Source organism: Nocardioides sp. AX2bis (genome assembly GCF_902506435.1).
GTDB lineage: Bacteria > Actinomycetota > Actinomycetes > Propionibacteriales > Nocardioidaceae > Nocardioides.
Genome location: NZ_LR733215.1, coordinates 2,101,244 through 2,120,213, shown reverse-complemented (window position 1 = coordinate 2,120,213; position 18,970 = coordinate 2,101,244). Strand labels below are relative to the sequence as shown.

At 72.7% G+C, this 18,970-nt stretch carries 15 protein-coding genes; 3 read left to right on the top strand and 12 right to left on the bottom strand.

The annotated features are described in order from the left end of the window. Positions 1 to 18 precede the first annotated feature (18 nt). Positions 19 to 936: a tRNA (adenine-N1)-methyltransferase gene (locus GV155_RS10140; RefSeq protein ID WP_160011128.1), complete on the bottom strand. Its 918-nt coding sequence runs from the start codon at positions 934 to 936 to the stop codon at positions 19 to 21. Between the two features lie 74 nt (positions 937 to 1,010). Further along, entirely contained in the window at positions 1,011 to 2,162 is a 1,152-nt protein-coding gene (locus GV155_RS10135) for a site-2 protease family protein (protein ID WP_160007622.1), read from the bottom strand. Positions 2,163 to 2,225: 63 nt separating this feature from the next. On the opposite strand from GV155_RS10135, the gene GV155_RS10130 reads away from it, so the two are divergent. Beyond that, positions 2,226 to 3,095: a RecB family exonuclease gene (locus GV155_RS10130; protein WP_160007620.1), complete on the top strand. Its 870-nt coding sequence runs from the start codon at positions 2,226 to 2,228 to the stop codon at positions 3,093 to 3,095. On the opposite strand, the gene GV155_RS10125 is transcribed toward GV155_RS10130, so the two are convergent. Continuing rightward, a complete protein-coding gene (locus tag GV155_RS10125; protein ID WP_236554243.1) occupies positions 3,092 to 3,904 on the bottom strand; it encodes a MerR family transcriptional regulator in 813 nt (270 codons plus the stop codon). The genes GV155_RS10130 and GV155_RS10125 overlap by 4 nt on opposite strands. 119 nt (positions 3,905 to 4,023) lie before the next feature. Between GV155_RS10125 and GV155_RS10120 the strand changes: the two genes are divergently transcribed. Beyond that, positions 4,024 to 4,371 carry a nuclear transport factor 2 family protein gene (locus tag GV155_RS10120; RefSeq protein WP_160007618.1) on the top strand — a complete coding sequence of 116 codons (348 nt, stop codon included), beginning with the start codon at positions 4,024 to 4,026 and terminating at the stop codon, positions 4,369 to 4,371. 1,400 nt (positions 4,372 to 5,771) lie between these two features. On the opposite strand, the gene GV155_RS10115 is transcribed toward GV155_RS10120, so the two are convergent. The 6 genes from GV155_RS10115 to metH all read right to left on the bottom strand — a co-directional run bounded on the left by GV155_RS10115 (position 5,772) and on the right by metH (position 15,326). Continuing rightward, positions 5,772 to 7,001 carry an ABC transporter ATP-binding protein gene (locus tag GV155_RS10115; protein WP_236554242.1) on the bottom strand — a complete coding sequence of 410 codons (1,230 nt, stop codon included), beginning with the start codon at positions 6,999 to 7,001 and terminating at the stop codon, positions 5,772 to 5,774. Positions 7,002 to 7,006: 5 nt separating this feature from the next. Then, positions 7,007 to 7,978, bottom strand: a complete 972-nt coding sequence (locus GV155_RS10110; RefSeq protein WP_160007616.1) for an ABC transporter permease — start codon at positions 7,976 to 7,978, stop codon at positions 7,007 to 7,009. Further along, positions 7,975 to 8,979: an ABC transporter permease gene (locus tag GV155_RS10105; RefSeq protein ID WP_160007614.1), complete on the bottom strand. Its 1,005-nt coding sequence runs from the start codon at positions 8,977 to 8,979 to the stop codon at positions 7,975 to 7,977. Before GV155_RS10105 ends, GV155_RS10110 begins: the two co-directional genes overlap by 4 nt. 46 nt (positions 8,980 to 9,025) lie before the next feature. Then, positions 9,026 to 10,681 (bottom strand): ABC transporter substrate-binding protein, encoded by a 1,656-nt coding sequence (locus GV155_RS10100; protein WP_160007612.1) that lies wholly within the window; start codon positions 10,679 to 10,681, stop codon positions 9,026 to 9,028. A 147-nt stretch (positions 10,682 to 10,828) separates the two neighbouring features. Further along, complete coding sequence (locus GV155_RS10095; protein ID WP_236554241.1) at positions 10,829 to 11,539, bottom strand: HAD family hydrolase; 711 nt, start codon at positions 11,537 to 11,539, stop codon at positions 10,829 to 10,831. After that, complete coding sequence (metH, locus tag GV155_RS10090) at positions 11,532 to 15,326, bottom strand: methionine synthase (protein ID WP_160007610.1); 3,795 nt, start codon at positions 15,324 to 15,326, stop codon at positions 11,532 to 11,534. The genes GV155_RS10095 and metH overlap by 8 nt, the downstream gene beginning before the upstream one ends. Positions 15,327 to 15,442: 116 nt before the next feature. Between metH and GV155_RS10085 the strand changes: the two genes are divergently transcribed. After that, a complete protein-coding gene (locus GV155_RS10085; protein WP_160007608.1) occupies positions 15,443 to 16,291 on the top strand; it encodes a PAC2 family protein in 849 nt (282 codons plus the stop codon). Positions 16,292 to 16,312: 21 nt separating this feature from the next. Here GV155_RS10085 and mshC read toward each other — a convergent pair whose 3' ends face one another. Genes mshC through GV155_RS10070 form a run of 3 tightly spaced genes read right to left on the bottom strand, consistent with a single transcriptional unit; the run spans position 16,313 to position 18,929 of the window. Further along, complete coding sequence (mshC, locus tag GV155_RS10080; protein WP_160007606.1) at positions 16,313 to 17,554, bottom strand: cysteine--1-D-myo-inosityl 2-amino-2-deoxy-alpha-D-glucopyranoside ligase; 1,242 nt, start codon at positions 17,552 to 17,554, stop codon at positions 16,313 to 16,315. A 23-nt stretch (positions 17,555 to 17,577) separates the two neighbouring features. Beyond that, positions 17,578 to 18,354: an SCO1664 family protein gene (locus tag GV155_RS10075; RefSeq protein WP_236554240.1), complete on the bottom strand. Its 777-nt coding sequence runs from the start codon at positions 18,352 to 18,354 to the stop codon at positions 17,578 to 17,580. Beyond that, positions 18,351 to 18,929, bottom strand: a complete 579-nt coding sequence (locus GV155_RS10070; protein WP_160007604.1) for a DUF3090 domain-containing protein — start codon at positions 18,927 to 18,929, stop codon at positions 18,351 to 18,353. Before GV155_RS10070 ends, GV155_RS10075 begins: the two co-directional genes overlap by 4 nt. Positions 18,930 to 18,970 lie beyond the last annotated feature (41 nt).

Below are 18,970 nucleotides of genomic sequence, written 5' to 3'. Positions count from 1 at the left end.
GCTCGCGGCGTGGCCGGTTCAGCCGCTCGTGGGCGGTTCCCCCAGGTCGGCGACGTCCGCGGGGCGCGGGCCGGTGTAGTCGGGGCCGTACGCGCCGGGTGCCGGGCGGCGGCGCTTGCGCGGCGGGCTCTGCCCGGGCGCCATCCGGCGCGCCGTCACCAGGAAGGCGGTGTGGCCGATCATCGAGTGCCCCGGGCGGACCGCGAGGCCCTCCACGTGCCAGTCGCGCACCAGCGACTCCCAGGCGTGCGGCTCGGTGAACCCGCCGTGCACGCGCACGGTCTCGGTGAACTTCGACAGCTGGGTCGTGGTCGCGACGTACGCGCACACGATCCCGCCGGGTCGCAGTGCGCCGGCGGCCGCGTCGAGGCACTCCCAGGGGGCGAGCATGTCGAGGATGACCCGGTCGTACCGCTCCCCCGAGGCCGGCAGCTCCTCGGCCAGGTCGCCGAGCCGCAGCGACCAGGCGGGGTGGCTGGAGCCGTCCGGGCCGCCGAGGAACTGGTCGACGTTGCGTCGCGCGACGTCGGCGAACTCCTCGCGCCGCTCGTAGGAGGTGACCTTGCCGTGCGGACCGACGGCGCGCAGCAGCGAGCAGGTCAGGGCGCCGGACCCGACGCCGGCCTCGACGACGTCGGCGCCGGGGAAGATGTCGGCCATCGCCACGATCTGGGCGGCGTCCTTGGGGTAGACCACGGCCGCGCCGCGCGGCATCGAGACCACGAACTCCGAGAGCAGCGGACGGAAGACGAGGTACTCGCCGCCGGCGGTCGAGGTCAGCGTGAAGCCCTCCTCGCGCCCGATCATGTCGTCGTGGTCGACCGAGCCCTTGTTGGAGAAGAACTTCTTGCCGGGCACCAGGGCGAAGTTGTGCTTGCGGCCCTTGGTGTCGACCAGGCGCACCCACTCGCCCGTGCGCAGCGGTCCGCGGTGCACGCCGCCCCAGGCCTCCGGGGGCACGTCGGGGCTGTCCTGCTGCCGACTGTCCGGCTCCTGCGGGTCCTGCTCGTTCACGTTGCTCCTCCGGCGCCGCGGACGGCGCGATCGACGTCGGCCAGCGACAGGACGCCGTAGACCGACCCGTCCTCCTGCACGAGCAGGTACTCCCGGGCGGGTGCGCGGTTGAGGGCGGTGACCAGCTCCTCGCCGCGCAGCCCGACCGGGAGGCTGAGACCGGGCTCGAGGCTACGGGCCACGCTCGACGTCGGCACCCAGGGGCGTCGGTCCTCGGGCACGGCGACCAGCGCGGCCTCGTTGACCACCCCGACCGGGGCCCCGGCGGCGGTCAGCGTCACGATGCCACCGGCCTGCATCTCCTGGGCGCGGCGCACCGCCTCCGCCAGCGGCAGGTCGTGCGGGACGCTGAGGGTACGGCGGGCCAGCCGGCGCGCCTCCAGCCCCGGCAGCCGGCTGCGCAGCCGGGCCGTGGCCAGCTCGGAGGTGGCGGTGGTCCAGATGAAGGCGGCCAGCAGGAACGAGACGACGTAGTCGGTGATGCCGGGGCGCAGGTCGAGGAACGCCTCGCCGAGCAACGGCCAGGCCAGCAGCAGGACCGCGGTCGCGCGGCCGGCCCACGCCGCCACGACGACGCCGCGCAGGGCGCTGCCGGAGACCTTCCAGACCGCCGCCTTGAAGACCCGGCCGCCGTCCAGCGGCAGGCCCGGGACCAGGTTCAGCACGCCGATCAGCAGGTTGCCGGCGGCCAGGCCGAACAGGAACAGCCCGACCAGGCCCTGGTCGGCCTGCTGGTAGGCCAGCCAGGCCACGCCGCCGACGGCCAGCGAGGTCAGCGGCCCGACGACGGCGACCCAGAACTCCTGGCGCGGCGAGCGTGCCTCGCCCTGGACCGCGGTCATCCCGCCCAGGAAGTGCAGCGTGATGGAGGGGACCACGGTGCCGAAGCGCCGTGCGACCAGCGCGTGGGAGATCTCGTGCAGCAGGACCGCGACGTAGAGCAGGGCCGCGAACACCGCCCCGGCGACGTAGCGCAGCGGGCCGAGCCCGGGGCGTACGGCCTCGACCTGCGGGGCGAGGATGACTGCGAACAGGGCCGCGAAGAGCAGCGTCGTGTAGGAGATCAGGATCTGGGTGCCCCCGACGGTGGCCAGCCGTACGGTCCCGGCCGGGCGCGGGACGGACGGCGGGGCGGCGGGGGCGGACACGGGCAGAACCTACCGGGACGCGCCGCGCCGACCGGCGTCGGCGCCTCTGCCTAGGCTCGACCCGTGCCTGTCCCTGCGTCAGCATCCCGCCCCGCCCCGGCCTCGCCCGCCGAGGCCCGATCGACACCGGTCGACGGCGTCGAGGTCATCGGGGCGCTCTCGCCGAGCCGGGCGGTCGACTTCGTCACCTGCCCCCTGCGCTACCGGTTCCGCACCGTCGACCGGCTGCCGGAGGAACCGTCCTTGGACGCGGCGCGCGGGACCCTGGTGCACAAGGTGCTCGAGGACCTCTTCGACGACCCCGCCCCGGACCGCACGCCGGAGCGGGCGCGGGGCATGCTCGCGCCGACCTGGGAGGCGCTGCTCGGGGCCGAGCCCGACCTCGCCGGTCTCTTCGAGGGGGACGGCCCCGAGGTCACGACGTGGCTGGCGTCCTGCGCGACCGTGCTGGACCGCTGGTTCACCCTGGAGGACCCGCGCCGCCTCGAGCCGGCCGAGCGCGAGCTCTACGTGGAGACCGTCACCGAGTCGCGGCTGCTGCTGCGTGGCTTCGTCGACCGGCTCGACATCGCGCGCAACGGCGCGCTGCGGGTCGTCGACTACAAGACCGGGCGGGCGCCCAGACCGGAGTACGAGGCCAAGGCGCTGTTCCAGATGAAGTTCTACGCCCTGGTGCTGTGGCGCACCCGGGGCGTGGTGCCGACGGTGCTGCAGCTGGTCTACCTCGGCAGCGGCGAGGTCCTGCGCTACCACCCCGACGTCGACGACCTGCTCGCGACCGAGCGCAAGGTCGAGGCGGTGTGGCGCGCGATCGTGGCCGCCCGCGAGAGCGGAGAGTGGCTCCCCCGCCGCGGCCCGCTCTGCGGCTGGTGCTCGTTCCAGGCGCTGTGCCCGGAGTTCGGCGGCGCTCCCCCGCCACTGCCGACGGACTAGCCCGGGGCCGGGTCGACACGGAAGACCGGCCAGCCGATCTCCGTGCGCCAGGCGGCGCTGTCGGCGGTGTCGCGAGGACCGACCGCGTACGTCTCGCGGACGGGGCCGGCGACGGCCAGGGCGTGCTCGGCGACCCAGACACCGAGCCGCGCGTAGGTCACCTCGATGGTGTCGTGGTCGCCGCGGTGCGTGGTCCGGGCCGTGTCGACCGCCGGCAGCAGGGCCGGGCCCACCCGGCTGGTCGTGGGCGGATCGAGGGCCGGCAGGTAGACCGTCGCCTCGCCCCGCCCGGCGGTGAGGAGGGCGTCCTCGAAGAGGCCGCCGGGCGGTCCGGTCGGTGCGGGCACGGCATGGTCGAGCTCGGCCATCGCCCCGGCGTACCAGCCGAGCAGGTCGTCGAGGTCGACCGTCGCCGTCACCGCCGCGACGACCCGGGCCGGCTCCGAGCCCAGCTCGACCTCGAGGTCCTCCGGCACGGGGTCCAGGAGGCGGCGCAGGGAGGCCACCGCGGCGCGGGTGCGGTCCAGCTCCTGCTCGAGACGCCGGAGGTGCTCGGCCACGAACGCCGCGCGCTCGTCGTGGTCGGCCGTGCGCAGGATGCTGTCGACGTCGGCCAGCGGCACGTCGAGGCGCCGCAGCTGGTGGATGACCTGGGCGGTCGGCACCTGCTCGAGCGCGTAGGACCGGTAGCCCGTGGAGGGGTCGACGTGTGCCGGCTCGAGCAGCCCCGCGTCGTGGTAGCGGCGGAGGGTGCGCACGCTCAGCTGGGTCGTCCGGGCGAACTCGCCGATCGTCATGGGTGCGGGCACGGCACGACCCTGCACCCTCGCCCACCGGAGGGTCCAGCGCCTGGACCCTCCCCCGGGGAGAGGCCCCACGGTGGGCGGACCCGACCGCGCCGCGGCCGACCGACCCGAGGAGCCCCGTCATGGACCACCAGCACCCGCCCGCCGTCGCCGCCTACCTGGCAGCCGAGGGCGACGCCGCCGCGATCGCCGCCTGCTTCACCCGGACCGGGGGTGTCAACGACGAGGGCCGCACCCACCTCGGCACCGACGCGGTCGCGGCCTGGCACGCCGATGCGTCGTCGGCGTTCGAGTACACGTCGACCGTCGTGGACGAGGAGCGGCTCGGCGACCAGGCGTACCGCCTGACCAAGCACCTCGAGGGCGACTTCCCCGGCGGCGTCGTCGACCTGGACCACCTCTTCGCCCTCAGCGACGACCGGATCGCCTTCCTCTTCATCACCGTCCGCCAGACCGTCCCCGCCACCTGACCCCGCCCGCACGCCGGCGGTCGAGGAGCGAGCGCCGACCCCGGTGGTCGAGGAGCGAGCGCCAGCACCCGGTGGTCGAGGAGCGAGCGCAGCGAGCGTCACGAGACCCCTCCACAGGGACATAGGTCCACTGGCGATCGAACGCATGTTCGACTACACTAGATCCATGACCACCACCGCCCACACCAACGACGACAGCACCGGGCCCGACCCGATGCTCGACGTCCAGGTCGAGGCCGTCATGTCCCCGGACCCCTCGTTCCTCGACTGGGTCCACGAGCTCGACAACCGCCGCGAAGCCACCCGGGCCGCCCTGCTGGCCGAGGTGAAGAACGCCAAGGCGGTCCGCGCTGCCGCAGAAGTCCGGGTTCTCCAGAGCATCGTGGAGTGGTGCGTCGCGAACGAGGCACTGCGCGATGACGAGGCGATGTGGATCGCCGGCTACGGCGACCACGGCCTGTCCCTCGGCGGCGCCGGGTGCCCCCTGGTCCGCGAGTCCGCGGTCATCGAGATCTCCGCCGCGTTGGAGGTCTCCACCCGCTCCGGTGCCGACCAGATCGCAATCACGTTGGAACTGCGCTACCGCCTCCCCCTGTTGTGGGCACGCGTCATCTCCGGTGCGTGCCCGGTCTGGCGGGCCCGGCTGGTCGCGGAGAAGACCATGGCCCTGTGCGAGGACGGCGCTGCCGAGGTCGACCGCCTCGTCGGCCCGTTCGCGCACTCCATCTGTTATGCCCAGCTGTGCCGCCTGACCGACGAAGCACTCCTGCGGTGGGACCCCGAAGCAGCGGAGGAGAAGCGCAAGGCCGCCGCCGACGGCAGGTACTGCCGCATCGGCCTGTCCGACCACGCCGACGGCACCGTGCAGCTCGACGCCGGACTCGACCTCGCCGACGCCCTCGCCCTCGAAGCCGCTATCCGGGACCGGGCGAAGGCCTACGCCCAGGACGGATCCACCGAGTCCCTCGACGTCCGCCGCTCCCAAGCCCTCGGCTCGCTGGCCACCGGTCAACCCACCCTTCCCGAGGGTTCGGAGGGTTCGGAGGGTTCGGAGGGGCCGGCGGCGCCGGTGGGGCCGGCCCTGGTGCTGTTCGCCCACATTCCCGGCGGCGTGTTCAACCCCCTGTTCCAGGCGGGCGGCGGCCCCGTCAATGACGCCCTCGTCTCACGGTTGGACAACCGGCACCCCGCCAAGGGCCCGATCACCACCGCCCAGGTCCGCCAATGGGCCAGCACCGCCGCCTCGATCACCATCCGGCCGGTCCTCGACCTGGCCGCGACCATCCACTGCGACTCCTACGAGTGCTCCGACCGCCTCAAGGAACAAACCCAGCTGCGCGACACCACCTGCGTCTTCCCCTGGTGCACCAACCCCGCAGTCTTCACCGACATGGAACACGTCATCCCCTACCCCGAAGGACCCACCAAGACCGGGAACGTCGCCCCCGCCTGCCGCACCCACCACCGCGCCAAGACCCACATGGGCTGGGACTACGACGTCCTCGGCCCCGGGCTCTACCTGTGGACCAGTCCCCAAGGCGAGCGGTACCTCCGCTCCCACGCCGGGACCCACCCCATCGACCAGCTCCCACCGCGGCGGGCTGCTCGACGGGGTGGAAGCAGCGCAGCGCACGGTCGTCGTCGGTCTCGAGCCGCGGCGCCTGGCTGCGGCAGTCGTCCTGGGCGTGGGAGCAGCGCGGGGCGAACGCGCAGCCCTCGGTCCACGGCAGCGTCAGCGTGGGCGAGCCCGGGATGGGCGTCAACGCGGAGCCGCGCGGCAGGTCCAGGCGCGGGATGCTGGCCAGCAGGCCCGCGGTGTACGGGTGCCGCGGCCTCTTGAACAGCGGCCCGCGACGCGCCTTCTCCACGATCCGCCCGGAGTACATAACGTTGACCTCGTCGCAGAGCCCGGCGACGACGCCGAGGTCGTGGGTGATCATCAGCAGCGCCGCACCGGTGTCGGCCACGAGGTCCTTGAGCACCTCCAGCACCTGGGCCTGGATGGTGACGTCGAGCGCCGTGGTCGGCTCGTCGGCGATCAGCAGCTGCGGCTCGCAGGCCAGTGCGATCGCGATCAGCACGCGCTGGCGCATGCCGCCCGACAGCTGGTGGGGGTACTCCCGCAGCCGCCGGCCCGGGTCGGGGATGCCGACCTTCTCCAGCAGGGCCCGGGCGCGGTCGTCGGCCTCGGACTTGTCGACGTCGAGGTGGGCCCGCAGGACCTCCCGCAGCTGCACCCCGACGGTGACGACCGGGTTCAGTGAGGTCATCGGGTCCTGGAAGACCATCGCGATCTCGCGACCGCGCAGCTTGGCCATCGCCTTGGGCTCCATCGACAGCAGGTCGCGGCCACGGAAGAGGACCTCGCCGGAGACGCGGGCCGAGCGCTTGGGCAGCAGCCCCATCACCGCCAGCGAGGTCACCGACTTGCCGCTCCCGGACTCGCCGACCAGGCCGACGTGCTGCCCGGGCCGCACGGAGAAGGACACCTCGTCGACGGCGACCACGTCGGGGCGGCCACGGCCGCCGAAGGCGATCCGCAGGTCGCGGACGTCGAGCAGCGGCTCGTCGGGGGCCGGCCCGCCAGGGGTGGCAGGGGCTAGCGTGGACGCGGGGGGCGTGGCGCTCACCGGGGTCACCTCCGGGTCCGGGGATCGAGGGCCTCGCGCATCGCCTCGCCCAGCAGCGTGAAGCCGAGGGCGGTGATGGCGATCGCGAAGCCGGGGAGCAGGGCGAGGCGGGCGGCGGAGTCGAAGCGCTCCTGGGCGGCGACGAGCATCCGGCCCCACTCCGCGACGGCGGGGTCGGACTCCCCCAGGCCGAGGTAGGACAGGGCGGCGACCTCGATGATCGCCGTCGCGAGGTTCAGCGTGGCCTGCACGATCGTGGGTCCGATCGCGTTGGGAACCATGTGCCCGGCCACGATCCGCCGCTTGCGGAGCCCGAGGGCACCGGCGGCCAGCACGTAGTCGGCCTTGCCCTGCGAGAGCATCGAGCCCCGCAGCAGCCGCGCGAAGATCGGCACCTGCGCGACACCGATCGCGATCATCACGGCGTAGGCGTTCTGGCCGAGGACGGCGACGATGCTCACCGCCAGCAGCAGGCTGGGCACCGAGAGCATGATGTCGACGAAGCGCATGACCGCGTTGTCGACCCAGCCACCGACCCGGCCGCCGAGCGCGCCGAAGCCGCCGGCGATCGCCCCGAGCCCGGCGCCGAGCGTGAGCCCGATGGCGGTGGAGACCACGCCGTAGAGCAGGGACTGGCGCGCGCCGTAGACGAGCTGGGTCCACATGTCCGAGCCGTAGCGGTCCAGGCCCAGCCAGTGGTCCTCGGACGGGCCGGGCACCGTGAGCGGGGTGACCTTGCCCGCGTCCTCGGCCGCGCCCGGCTGGTACGACGTCAGCAGCGGCGCGAAGACCGCGACCAGCACGAAGAGCAGGATGATGACCGCGCCGGCGATCGCGGTGGGGTTGCGCCGCAGGCGTCGGAACGCGCCACGCCACAGCCCGACGCCGGGCTGGTCGGGCACGAGGCCGGGGGCGCCCGCGGGGTCGCCGCCGGGGGTGCCGACCGGGCCGGCCGCGGGGGGCAGGGTGACGCTCACGAGACCCTCACCCTCGGGTCGATGACGCCGTACAGCAGGTCGACGACCAGGTTGATCAGCGAGTAGATGACCGCGATGAAGATGATGAACCCCTGGAGGACCGGGAAGTCCCGGGTGGAGATGGCCTGGAAGAGGTAGCTGCCGATGCCGTTGAAGCCGAAGACCGTCTCGGTGAGCACGGCCCCCGAGAGCAGCAGCCCGGCCTGGAGGCCGATCGTGGTGACGACCGGCAGCAGCGCGTTGCGCAGCACGTGGCGACGGCTGATCGTGCCCCGCGACAGCCCCTTGGACTCGGCGGTGCGGACGTAGTCCTCGTGCAGCACCTCGGCCACCGAGGCGCGGGTGATCCGCACGATGATCGCCAGCGGGATGGTGCCGAGCGCGATCGCCGGGAGCGCGAGGTGCAGCATCGCGTCCCAGGCGGCGTCCCACTCCCGGGTCAGGAAGCCGTCGAGCACGTAGAAGTTCGTGATGTGGGTGGCGTCGATCCGGGGGTCCTGCCGCAGCGCGGTGGGCAGCCAGCCGAGCCAGTCGGCGAAGACCAGCTTGAGCAGGATGGCCAGGAAGAACACCGGCGTGGCCACCCCGAGCAGGGAGCCCGAGACGACCGCGGTGTCGAGCAGCCGCCCCTGGTTGCGGGCGGCGAGGTAGCCGAGCGGGACGCCGACGACGATCGCGAAGAGCATCGCCGTCAGCGCCAGCTCGACGGTGGCGGGGAACCGGTCACCGAACGTGGTGAGCACGTCGGCCCCGCTCTGGATGGAGCTGCCGAAGTCCCCCTGCAGCAGTGCCTTGACGTAGGTCAGGTACTGCTGCAGGAGGGGCTGGTCGAAACCGTAGGCCTCGTTGACGGCCACGATCGCCTCCGGGGTGGCCCTCTCCCCGAGCAGGGAGCGGGCGGGGTCACCGGGAAGTGCTCGCACCCAGGCGAACAGCAGCACGGAGAGTCCGAAGAGGACCGGCACCATCAGGGCCAGCCTCCGGAGGGCGAATCGCAGCATCGACGACCTTCGGGTCTAGGAGGGGAGGACGGGGGTCAGGCCCGCGTCACTCCTGCACCGAGACGGCGTTCCAGACCTCGTCCTGCACGGGGCTCTGCTGGTAGCCGTCGACGTCCGGGCCGAAGGCCAGCGACGGGACGGGGTGGGCCAGCGGGACGCCCGGCAGGTAGTCCATGATCTCGGCGTTGATGTCCTCGTAGAGCGGCTCCTGCTCCTCGGGGGTCGGCAGGCCGCGGGCCTCGCTCAGCGCGTCGAAGAGCTCCGGGTTGTCGAAGCCCCACTCGTTGCTCTCGGCCCCGAAGAAGACACCGAGGAAGTTGTCGGTGTCGTTGTAGTCGCCGGTCCAGCCGAGCAGGTGGATGCCGTGGTCGTCGGTGCCCTGGATCTTCTCCAGGTAGTCCGGGCTCCACGCGTCGGCGACGGGCTCGATCTGCAGGCCGACGGCCTCGAGCTGCGAGCGGATCACGTTGAACGTGTCCTCGGGCTGGGGCATGTACGGCCGGCTGACCCCGGTCGGGTAGTTGAACTCGATGGTCGCGCCGTCGGCACCGGCGTCGGCGAGCATCTGCTCGGCCAGCTCCGGGTCGTACTCGTACTCGGTGACGTCGGGGTTGAAGCCCATCACGATGTCCGGCACGAACTGCGTCGCCGGCACGGTGCCCTCGGGCATCGAGGCGCTGATGATCTCGGGGATGTTCAGCGCGTGCGCGATCGCCTGGCGCACCATCGGGTCGTCCAGCGGCTCCTGCGCCTGGTTCATGCCGAGGTAGAGGACGTTGAAGGGGTCGCGCTCGACGACCTGGAAGCCCTCCTCCTCGAGCGGGGCGACGTCGGCGGGACCGACGAGGTCGTAGCCGTCGATCTCGCCGCTGCGCAGCGCGTCGGCGCGCGCGGTCGGGTCCTCGATGGCCACGACGACGGCCTCGTCGACCAGGGCCACGTCACCCCAGTAGTCATCGTTGCGGGCCAGGGTGACCTGCTGGCCGCGGTCCCACGAGTCGAGCGTGAACGGGCCGGTGCCGGTGGGGCGCTCGGTGGAGTACTCGCTGTTGCGCGGGTTCCCGGCGGCGTCGTCCTGGTACTCGTCGAGCGCCGTGGGGCTCTGCATCGAGAACGCCGGCAGCGACAGCGCGGCGATGAAGCCGGCGAAGGGCTTGTTCAGGGTGACGGTGGCGGTGAGGTCGTCGTCGGCCGAGCACGAGTCGTAGATCGCGTCGCCGGCGTCCGGGCCGGTCGCGAAGCCGCGGAAGAGCGAGATGTAGTAGTAGGTGAGGTCCTCGGTCTGCGCCGAGCGCGGCATGTTGTACCAGCGCTCGAAGTTCGCGCAGACGGCCTCGGCGTTGAACTCCGTGCCGTCGTGGAAGGTCACGCCCTCCTGGAGGTCGAAGGTCGTGGTCAGGCCGTCCTCGGAGGTCTCCCAGCCGGTGGCCAGCAGGGGCGCGGGGTCCGCGGTGCCCGGCTCGGTCCCGACGAGGCCCTCGAAGATCTGGCGGGAGACGCGGAAGCTCTCGCCGTCGGAGGCGAAGAACGGGTCCAGCGTGACCGGCTCGGCGGAGCCGGCGAACAGGAACGTGCCGCCGCTCTGCTCGCTGCTGCCGCCCTCGCTCTCCGCGCGGTCGCTCTGGGCGCACCCGGACAGGACGAGCGCGGTGGCGGCCAGGCCGATCAGGCCGCTGCGCGTGGGAATTGGTGCGAGTCGCACTGGACACCTCACATCTTCGCGTCCCGCCCGGATGACGAGACAGATCCTGCGGGACACTAGTACGCCCCGTGGCCCGGGTCACCCAGCGGCGGCGTCGCGCCGGGTCGCGGTTCGGCAACGATCCGGACCGGGCCCGCCCCGAGGCGCTCAGCGGCGTCCGCGTCCCCCGCGGCGCGTGAGCGGCACCAGGTCGGCGGGGGCGATGCCCTCCAGGGTGTCGGCGAAGGTGAGCCGGGAGGCCGGCGGCACCGGGACGTGGTGCGGCACGACGAGCACCGGGCAGCCCGCCGCGGCCGCCGAGGCCGCACCGGTAGGCGAGTCCTCGATCGCCACGCAGGCCCTCGGGTCGAGGCCCAGCAGCGCGGCGGCACGCAGGTACGGGTCGGGGTGCGGCTTGCCGCGCGGCACCTCGTCACCGGTCACCACGTGGGCGAAGGACCCCGGCGGGAGCTGCTCGAGCACCGGCTCGACGAAGCGGCGCCACGACATGGTGACCAGCACGTTCGGCACGCCGGCCTCCCCCAGGGCCGCCAGCAGCTCACGGGCGCCGGCGCGCCACGGCACCTCGTGCGCGACCTTGACGACCACGCCGTCGAGGAGCAGGTCGACGATCTCCCGGGGCGAGAGGTCCAGACCCATCCGCTCGCGGATGTAGACGCCCGAGTCCATGAGGTCGCTGCCGACCAGGGCCATGGCGTCGTCGTGGGTCCACTCGGCCCCGTGGCGGTGCGCCAGCTCCTGCTCGGTCTCGATCCAGTACGGCTCGGTGTCGACCAGGGTGCCGTCCATGTCCCACAGCACCGCCGCGGGCAGGTCGTCGGACAGCTCCTCGGGCCGCTGGGTGGTCCGCTCAGTCATCGGGGTCGTAGCCGAGGTTGGGCGAGAGCCACCGCTCGGCCTCGGTCATGCTCCAGCCCTTGCGCTCGGCGTAGTCCGCGACCTGGTCGCGACCGATCCGGCCGACCACGAAGTACTGCGCGGCGGGGTGGCTGTAGTAGATCCCCGAGACCGAGGCGCCCGGCCACATGGCCATCGACTCCGTCAGCGTGATCCCGGTGGTCTTCTCGGCGTCGAGCAGCTCCCAGATCGTGAGCTTCTCGGTGTGGTCGGGACAGGCCGGGTAGCCCGGGGCGGGGCGGATGCCGGCGTACTTCTCGGCGATCAGGTCCTCCTTCGAGAGCCCCGAGTCGTCGGCGTGGCCCCAGAACTCGGTGCGCACCCGCTGGTGCAGCCGCTCGGCGAACGCCTCGGCCAGCCGGTCGGCCAGCGACTCGAGCAGGATCGCGTTGTAGTCGTCCTGGTCGGCCTTGTAGGCCTCGACCCGCTCGCCCATCCCGATCCCGGCGGTCACCGCGAAGGCGCCGACGTGGTCGCGCAGGCCGCTCTCCAGCGGCGCCACGTAGTCCGACAGCGCCCGGTGCGGGACGCCGGCGCGGTGCTCGCCCTGCTGGCGCAGCTGGTGGAGCACGGCCCGACGCTCCTGCCGGTCGTCGTCGGCCCACACCACGACGTCGTCGCCGTCGGCGTTGGCCGGGAACAGCCCGTAGACCGCGCGGGCGGTCAGCCACTTCTCGGCGACGACGAGGTCGAGCATCTCCTGGGCGTCGTCGTAGAGCTTGCGGGCGGTCTCGCCGGTGGTCGGGTTGTTGAGGATGTCGGGGAAGCGGCCCTTCATCTCCCAGGCGTTGAAGAACGGCTGCCAGTCGATGTACTCGCGCAGCTCGGCGAGGTCGTAGGCCTCCAGCACGTGCACGCCCGGGGTGCGGGGCAGCGGCACGTCGTAGCCGCTCCAGTCGACCGGGGTCGCGTCCGCGCGCGCGTCGGCGTACGGCAGCAGCCTGCGCGTGCCCTTGCCGGCGTGGCGGGTGCGGAGCGAGTCGTAGTCGGCCTGCACCTCGCCCATCAGCTTCTCGCGCCGCTCGGGGCTGAGCAGCGCGGCGGCGGTGGGCACGGAGCGGGAGGCGTCCTTGACCCAGACGACGGGGCCGTCGTACTTGGGGTCGACCTTGACCGCGGTGTGGGCGCGCGAGGTGGTCGCGCCGCCGATCAGCAGCGGGATGGTGAGGCCCTGGCGCTGCATCTCGGTGGCGAGGTTGACCATCTCGTCGAGCGAGGGGGTGATCAGCCCGGACAGCCCCACGATGTCGGCGCCGACCTCCTGCGCGGTGTCCAGGATCTTCTGGGCGGGCACCATCACGCCGAGGTCGATCACCTCGTAGTTGTTGCACTGCAGGACCACGCCGACGATGTTCTTGCCGATGTCGTGGACGTCGCCCTTGACGGTGGCCATCACGATCGTGCCGTTGGTCTCCTTGGCGGTGGCCAGGGCCGGGTTGTCGAGCTTCTCCTGCTCGATGAAGGGGATCAGGTAGGCCACGGCCTTCTTCATCACCCGCGCCGACTTCACCACCTGCGGCAGGAACATCTTGCCGGCCCCGAAGAGGTCGCCGACGACGTCCATGCCGGACATCAGCGGGCCCTCGATCACCTCGATCGGGCGGCCGCCGCGGGCCTCGATCTCGGCGCGCAGCTCCTCGGTGTCGGACTGGACGTGGGCGTCGATGCCCTTGACCAGGGCGTGCGTGATCCGCTCCCCCACCGGCAGCCCGCGCCACTCCTCGGCGGCGACCTCGGCGACCTCGCCCTGCAGGTTGTGCGCCTCGGCGACCTCCAGCAGCCGCTCGGCCGCGTCGGGGCGCCGGTTCAGCACGACGTCCTCGATCCGCTCGCGCAGCTCCGGCTCGACCTGGTCGTAGACCACGAGGGCACCGGCGTTGACGATGCCCATGTCGAGCCCGGCCTCGATGGCGTGGAAGAGGAACACCGCGTGGATGGCCTCGCGGACCGGGTTGTTGCCCCGGAACGAGAACGAGACGTTGGAGATGCCGCCCGAGACCTTGGCGCCCGGGAGGTTCTGCTTGATCCAGCGGGTGGCCTCGATGAAGTCGCGGCCGTAGGAGGCGTGCTCCTCGATGCCGGTGGCCACGGCGAAGACGTTGGGGTCGAAGATGATGTCCTCGGCCGGGAAGCCGACCTCGTCGACCAGGATCCGGTAGGCGCGCTCGCAGATCACCTTGCGGCGCTCGAGGTTGTCGGCCTGCCCGTCCTCGTCGAAGGCCATCACGACCGCGGCCGCGCCGTGCCGACGCACGATGTGGGCCTGCTCGCGGAACTTCTCCTCGCCCTCCTTCATGGAGATCGAGTTCACGATCGACTTGCCCTGGACGCACTTGAGCCCGGCCTCGATCACCTCGAACTTCGAGGAGTCGACCATCACCGGCACCCGGCAGATGTCGGGCTCGGCGGCGACGAGCTTGAGGAAGCGGTCCATCGCCGCGACCCCGTCGATCATGCCCTCGTCCATGTTCACGTCGATGACCTGCGCGCCGTTCTCGACCTGCTGGACGGCCACCGCGAGCGCGGTGTCGTAGTCGCCGTCCTTGATCAGGTTGCGGAAGCGGGCCGAGCCGGTGATGTTGGTGCGCTCGCCGACGTTGACGAACAGGCTGTCGTCCTCGACGGTGAACGGCTCGAGGCCCGACAGGCGCAGCGCGGGGCGTACCTCGGGCACGACCCGCGGCGGACGTCCCTCGACGGCGCCGGCGATGGCGCCGATGTGGTCCGGCGTGGTGCCGCAGCAGCCGCCGACCATGTTCAGCAGGCCGGCGTCGGCGAACTCGCGCAGGATCGCGGCCGTCTCGTGGGAGGCCTCGTCGTACTCGCCGAACGCGTTCGGCAGCCCCGCGTTCGGGTACGCGTGCACGAACGTGTCGGCGATCCGGGACAGCTCCGCGAGGTGCGGGCGCATCTCCTGCGCGCCCAGGGCGCAGTTCAGCCCGACCAGCAGCGGCTGGGCGTGACGCACGGAGTTCCAGAACGCCTCGGCGGTCTGCCCCGACAGGGTGCGGCCGGAGGCGTCGGTGATCGTGCCGGAGATGACGACCGGCCACCGTCGGCCCTCGGCGGCGAAGACCTCCTCGATCGCGAAGATCGCGGCCTTGGCGTTGAGGGTGTCGAAGATCGTCTCGACGAAGACGACGTCCGAGCCGCCGTCGAGCAGGCCGTGCACCGCGGTGGTGTAGGCCGCGACGAGGTCGTCGAACTGCACGTTGCGCGCGCCGGGGTCGTTGACGTCGGGACTGATCGAGGCCGTACGGGTGGTCGGGCCGAGCGCGCCGGCGACGTAGCGGGGGCGGGCGGGGTCGGTCGCGGTCACCTCGTCGCAGATCCGGCGGGCCAGGCGGGCCGCCTCGAGGTTGAGCTCGTAGGCCAGGTCCTCCATGCCGTAGTCGGCCAGCGAGACGGCGTTGGCGTTGAAGGTGTTGGTCTCGATGAGGTCGGCGCCGGCCTCGAGGTACTCGCGGTGGATGCCGCCGACGATGTCGGGCTGGGTCAGCGTGAGGAGGTCGTTGTTGCCCTGGAGGTCGCGGTGCCAGTCGGCGAACCGCTCACCGCGGTAGCCGGCCTCGTCGGGCCGGTCGCGCTGGATGGCGGTGCCCATGGCGCCGTCGACGACCAGGATGCGCTCGCGGAGCACGGCCGCGAGGTCGGCGGTCGCGTCCGGCCGGTGGTCCGGCTCCTCGACGCGGACGGCGGGGACGGCGGTGTCGCCGGCCTCGCCGCTGGCGGTGTCGCTGGAAGGCACCCGAGCTCCTCTCGTGCAGGTCTCACCTGGTGGACCTGCGTCTCACCAGGGGTCCATGGTGTCACCAGGGGTGGCGCCCGCCGTAATCGCCGCGGGCTGTCTCCTAGGCTGTGCCGGTGATCGAGATCTCGCACACCGCGGACCTGGTGGACCCCGTGGTGATCGCGGCCTTCGAGGGCTGGAACGACGCCGCCGAGTCCGCCTCCTCCGTGGTCGACCACCTGATGCACGTGTGGGGCGCCCGGGTGGTCGGCGCGATCGATCCCGAGGAGTTCTACGACTTCCAGGTGAACCGCCCCTACGTCGGCACCGACGAGACCGGGTTCCGCCGGCTGACCTGGCCCACGACCCAGATCGCGGTGGCCTCGCCGCCCGACCTGGACCGCGACGTCATCCTGGTCCGCGGCATCGAGCCCAACATGCGCTGGCGCCAGTTCTGCGCCGAGCTGCTGGCCGCGGTCGACGAGCTCGGCGGCGAGCTGGTGGTCACCCTCGGCGCGCTGCTCGCCGACACCCCGCACACCCGCCCGGTGCCGGTCAGCGGCACCGCGACCGAGCCCGAGCTCGTGGACCGGCTGCGGCTGGAGCAGTCGACGTACGAGGGGCCCACCGGCATCGTCGGGGTGTTCCAGGACTCCTGCGTGAAGCTGGACATGCCCTCGGTGTCCTACTGGGCCGCGGTGCCGCACTACGTCGCGCAGCCGCCGTGCCCCAAGGCCACCCTGGCGCTGATCGGTCAGCTCGAGGAGCTGCTCGAGGTCTCGATCCCCCTGGAGGACCTCGCCGAGGACGCCCGGGCGTGGGAGCGCGGCGTCGACGAGCTCGCCGAGGACGACGAGGAGATCGCCGACTACGTCCGCAGCCTGGAGGAGACCCGGGACACCACGGACCTGCCGGAGGCCTCCGGCGAGGCGATCGCCCGCGAGTTCGAGCGCTACCTCAAGCGGCGGCGCGAGGACGGCTGACCTCGCGCCCGGTCCCCGCCGTCAGAGGCTGAGGCCGAGCGCGGCGTCGAGCAGGGCGTGGACGGTGGAGGACGCCTGCGGGTCCGCGGTGTCGGCCAGTCCCTCGATGCCCAGCGTCGCGTCGACCCAGCGCTGCACGGCGGCCACGGCGGTCGGGGCGTCGAGGTCGTGGGCGAGCGCCGCGAGGACCTCCTCGATCACGGGCAGCGCGGGCGCTCCCGCACCGAGGGCCAGCGCCCGGCGCCAGCCCACCAGGGTGTCGACGGCGTCGAACAGCTCGGCGTCGGTCCACTCCCAGTCGGAGCGGTAGTGGTGGCGCAGCAGCGTCAGGCGGATCGCCATCGGGTCGACGTCGCTGTTGCGCAGCGCCGAGACGAAGACCAGGTTGCCGCGCGACTTCGACATCTTCTCGCCGTCGTAGGCGACCATCCCGGCGTGGACGTAGGTCTGCGCGAACGGCACCCCCGGGTGCACGACCTGGGCGTGCCCGGCGCACATCTCGTGGTGCGGGAAGATCAGGTCGCTGCCGCCGCCCTGGACCTCGATGGCGCCGCCGAGGTGCTCGGTGGCGATCGCGGCGCACTCGACGTGCCAGCCGGGACGACCCGCGCCGAAGGGGCTCTCCCAGGAGGGCTCCCCCGGCCGCTCGGCGCGCCAGACGACCGGGTCCAGCGGGTCCTCCTTGCCGGCACGGTCCGGGTCGCCGCCGCGCTCGCCGAAGAGGGCCAGCATGGTGTCGCGGTCGAGGCCGGACTCGTCGCCGAAGGCCGGGTCCGAGCCCACCCGGTGGTAGAGGTCGCCGTCGACGGCGTAGACCGCACCGGCCTCCTGCAGCTGCTCGATCATCGTGACGACCAGCGGGATCGACTCCACGGCGCCGACGTAGGCGTCCGGCGGGAGGACGCGCAGCGCGGTCATGTCGTCGCGGAACAGCTGGGTCTCCCGCTCGGCCAGCTCCCGCCAGTCCGTCCCGACCTTGGTGGCGCGCTCCAGCAGCGGGTCGTCGACGTCGGTGACGTTCTGGACGTAGGCGACCTCGCGCCCGGCGCTGCGCCAGGCCCGGTTCAGCAGGTCGAAGCCGACGTAGGTGGCCGCGTGGCCCAGGTGCGTCGCGTCGTACGGCGTGATCCCGCAGACGTAGAGGCGGGCGGGGCCGTCGGTCGGGGAGGGCGTCTGCAGGCGCCCCGTCGAGGAGTCGTGGACCGCGACCGGCGGGCCGGCGGCGGGCAGGGCGGGCACCGCGGGGGCAGACCAGGAACGCATGGGCGCAGCCTAGAGGCCCGCGGTCAGAACGGCGGCCAGGGGATGGCGGGGTACTCCCCCCGCGGTGCGGGGAAGCAGCCGCGGTCCAGCAGGCGTCGCGCGCGCTGGTCGACGCAGGCGATCTCGAGGTCGGTGAGGTGGTCGGCCAGGGCCGCGCCGAGCCAGCCGCCGAGCGCCTCGCGCACGCGCAGCACGCCGGAGACCTCCTCGTCGCTCAGCGCGTCGCCGCGCCAGCCCCAGAGCACCGTGCGCAGCTTGTGCTCGTGGTGCAGCGCGACGCCGTGGTCGACGCCGTAGCGGTGGCCGCCGGTCATCTCCAGCACGTGGCCGCCCTTGCGGTCGGCGTTGTTGACCAGCACGTCGAAGACCGCCATCCGGCGCAGGGCCGCGGTGTCCTCGTGGACCAGCGTGACGGCGCGGTCCCGCTCGTCGAGCCCGTCGAAGACCGAGAGGTAGCCGTCGGGCAGCTCGCCCTCGCTGACGATCGTGACGGCGTCCTGCTCGGGGTCCGGCTCCTGCCAGCGCTGCATCATGCCCAGGCCGTGGGGGCCCTCGGCCAGCCAGGTCTGGGGGACGACGTCCCACTCGGTGGCGCGGGAGACGAGATACGCCGCGACCTCCCGGTCGGCCAGCGTCCCGTCCGGGAAGTCCCACAGCGGCCGCTCGCCGGCGGCCGGCTTGTAGACCACCTGGACGCCGTCGAGCTCGCCGAGGAAGGTGGCGTTCGACGCCGGCATGATCCGCCCGCGCAGCTCGACGTCACCGGTCGGGAGCGGCTGCTCCTCCGGGGTGCCGGTCACGCGGGGTCGCGCCGCTTGAACCCGTTCGCCCGCACGCACAGGTGGCCGTCGGGGTCCACCGGGATGCCGCAGAACGGGCAGGACGGGCGGCCGGCCTCGAGCACCTGCTCGGTGCGCTTGACGAAGGCACGGGCGGTCCCGGGCTCGAGCCGGACCAGCATCATCTCGTCGGGCTCCGGCTCGTCGGCCTCGTCGTCGACCTGGTCCGGGCCGACGACGGCGGCCTCGACGAACGGGAAGACCTCGATCACGACCCGCTCGTCGTCGGGGTCCCACGACAGGGTCATGGTGCCGGCGCGGAACTCCTCCTCGATCGGCTGCTCGAGCGGGGCCCGGTCCTCCAGCGCGACCGGCGCGACCGCGGGCACCAAGCCCTCGGTGCTGTCGCTGGCCATCACCTCGTCGAGCAGCTCGTCCACGCGCTCGGCGAGGGCGGCCACCTGCTGCTTCTCCAGCGCGACGCTGACGATGCGCGGACCCGAACGGGCCTGGAGGAAGAAGGTGCGCGAGCCCGGCTCGCCGACGGTGCCGGCGACGAAGCGCTCGGGAGGGTCGAATCCGTGGACGATGGGCATGTCGCTCACCCTATGACGTGCCTGAAGGGTGGTCGTGCCCG

Coding starts and splice junctions, on each gene's coding strand:
- GV155_RS10120 (WP_160007618.1), top strand. CDS start 4,024: ATGGACCACCAGCACCCGCCCGCCGTCGCCGCCTACCTGGCAGCCGAG.
- GV155_RS10105 (WP_160007614.1), bottom strand. CDS start 8,979: ATGCTGCGATTCGCCCTCCGGAGGCTGGCCCTGATGGTGCCGGTCCTC.
- GV155_RS10095 (WP_236554241.1), bottom strand. CDS start 11,539: ATGACTGAGCGGACCACCCAGCGGCCCGAGGAGCTGTCCGACGACCTG.
- mshC (WP_160007606.1), bottom strand. CDS start 17,554: ATGCGTTCCTGGTCTGCCCCCGCGGTGCCCGCCCTGCCCGCCGCCGGC.
- GV155_RS10070 (WP_160007604.1), bottom strand. CDS start 18,929: ATGCCCATCGTCCACGGATTCGACCCTCCCGAGCGCTTCGTCGCCGGC.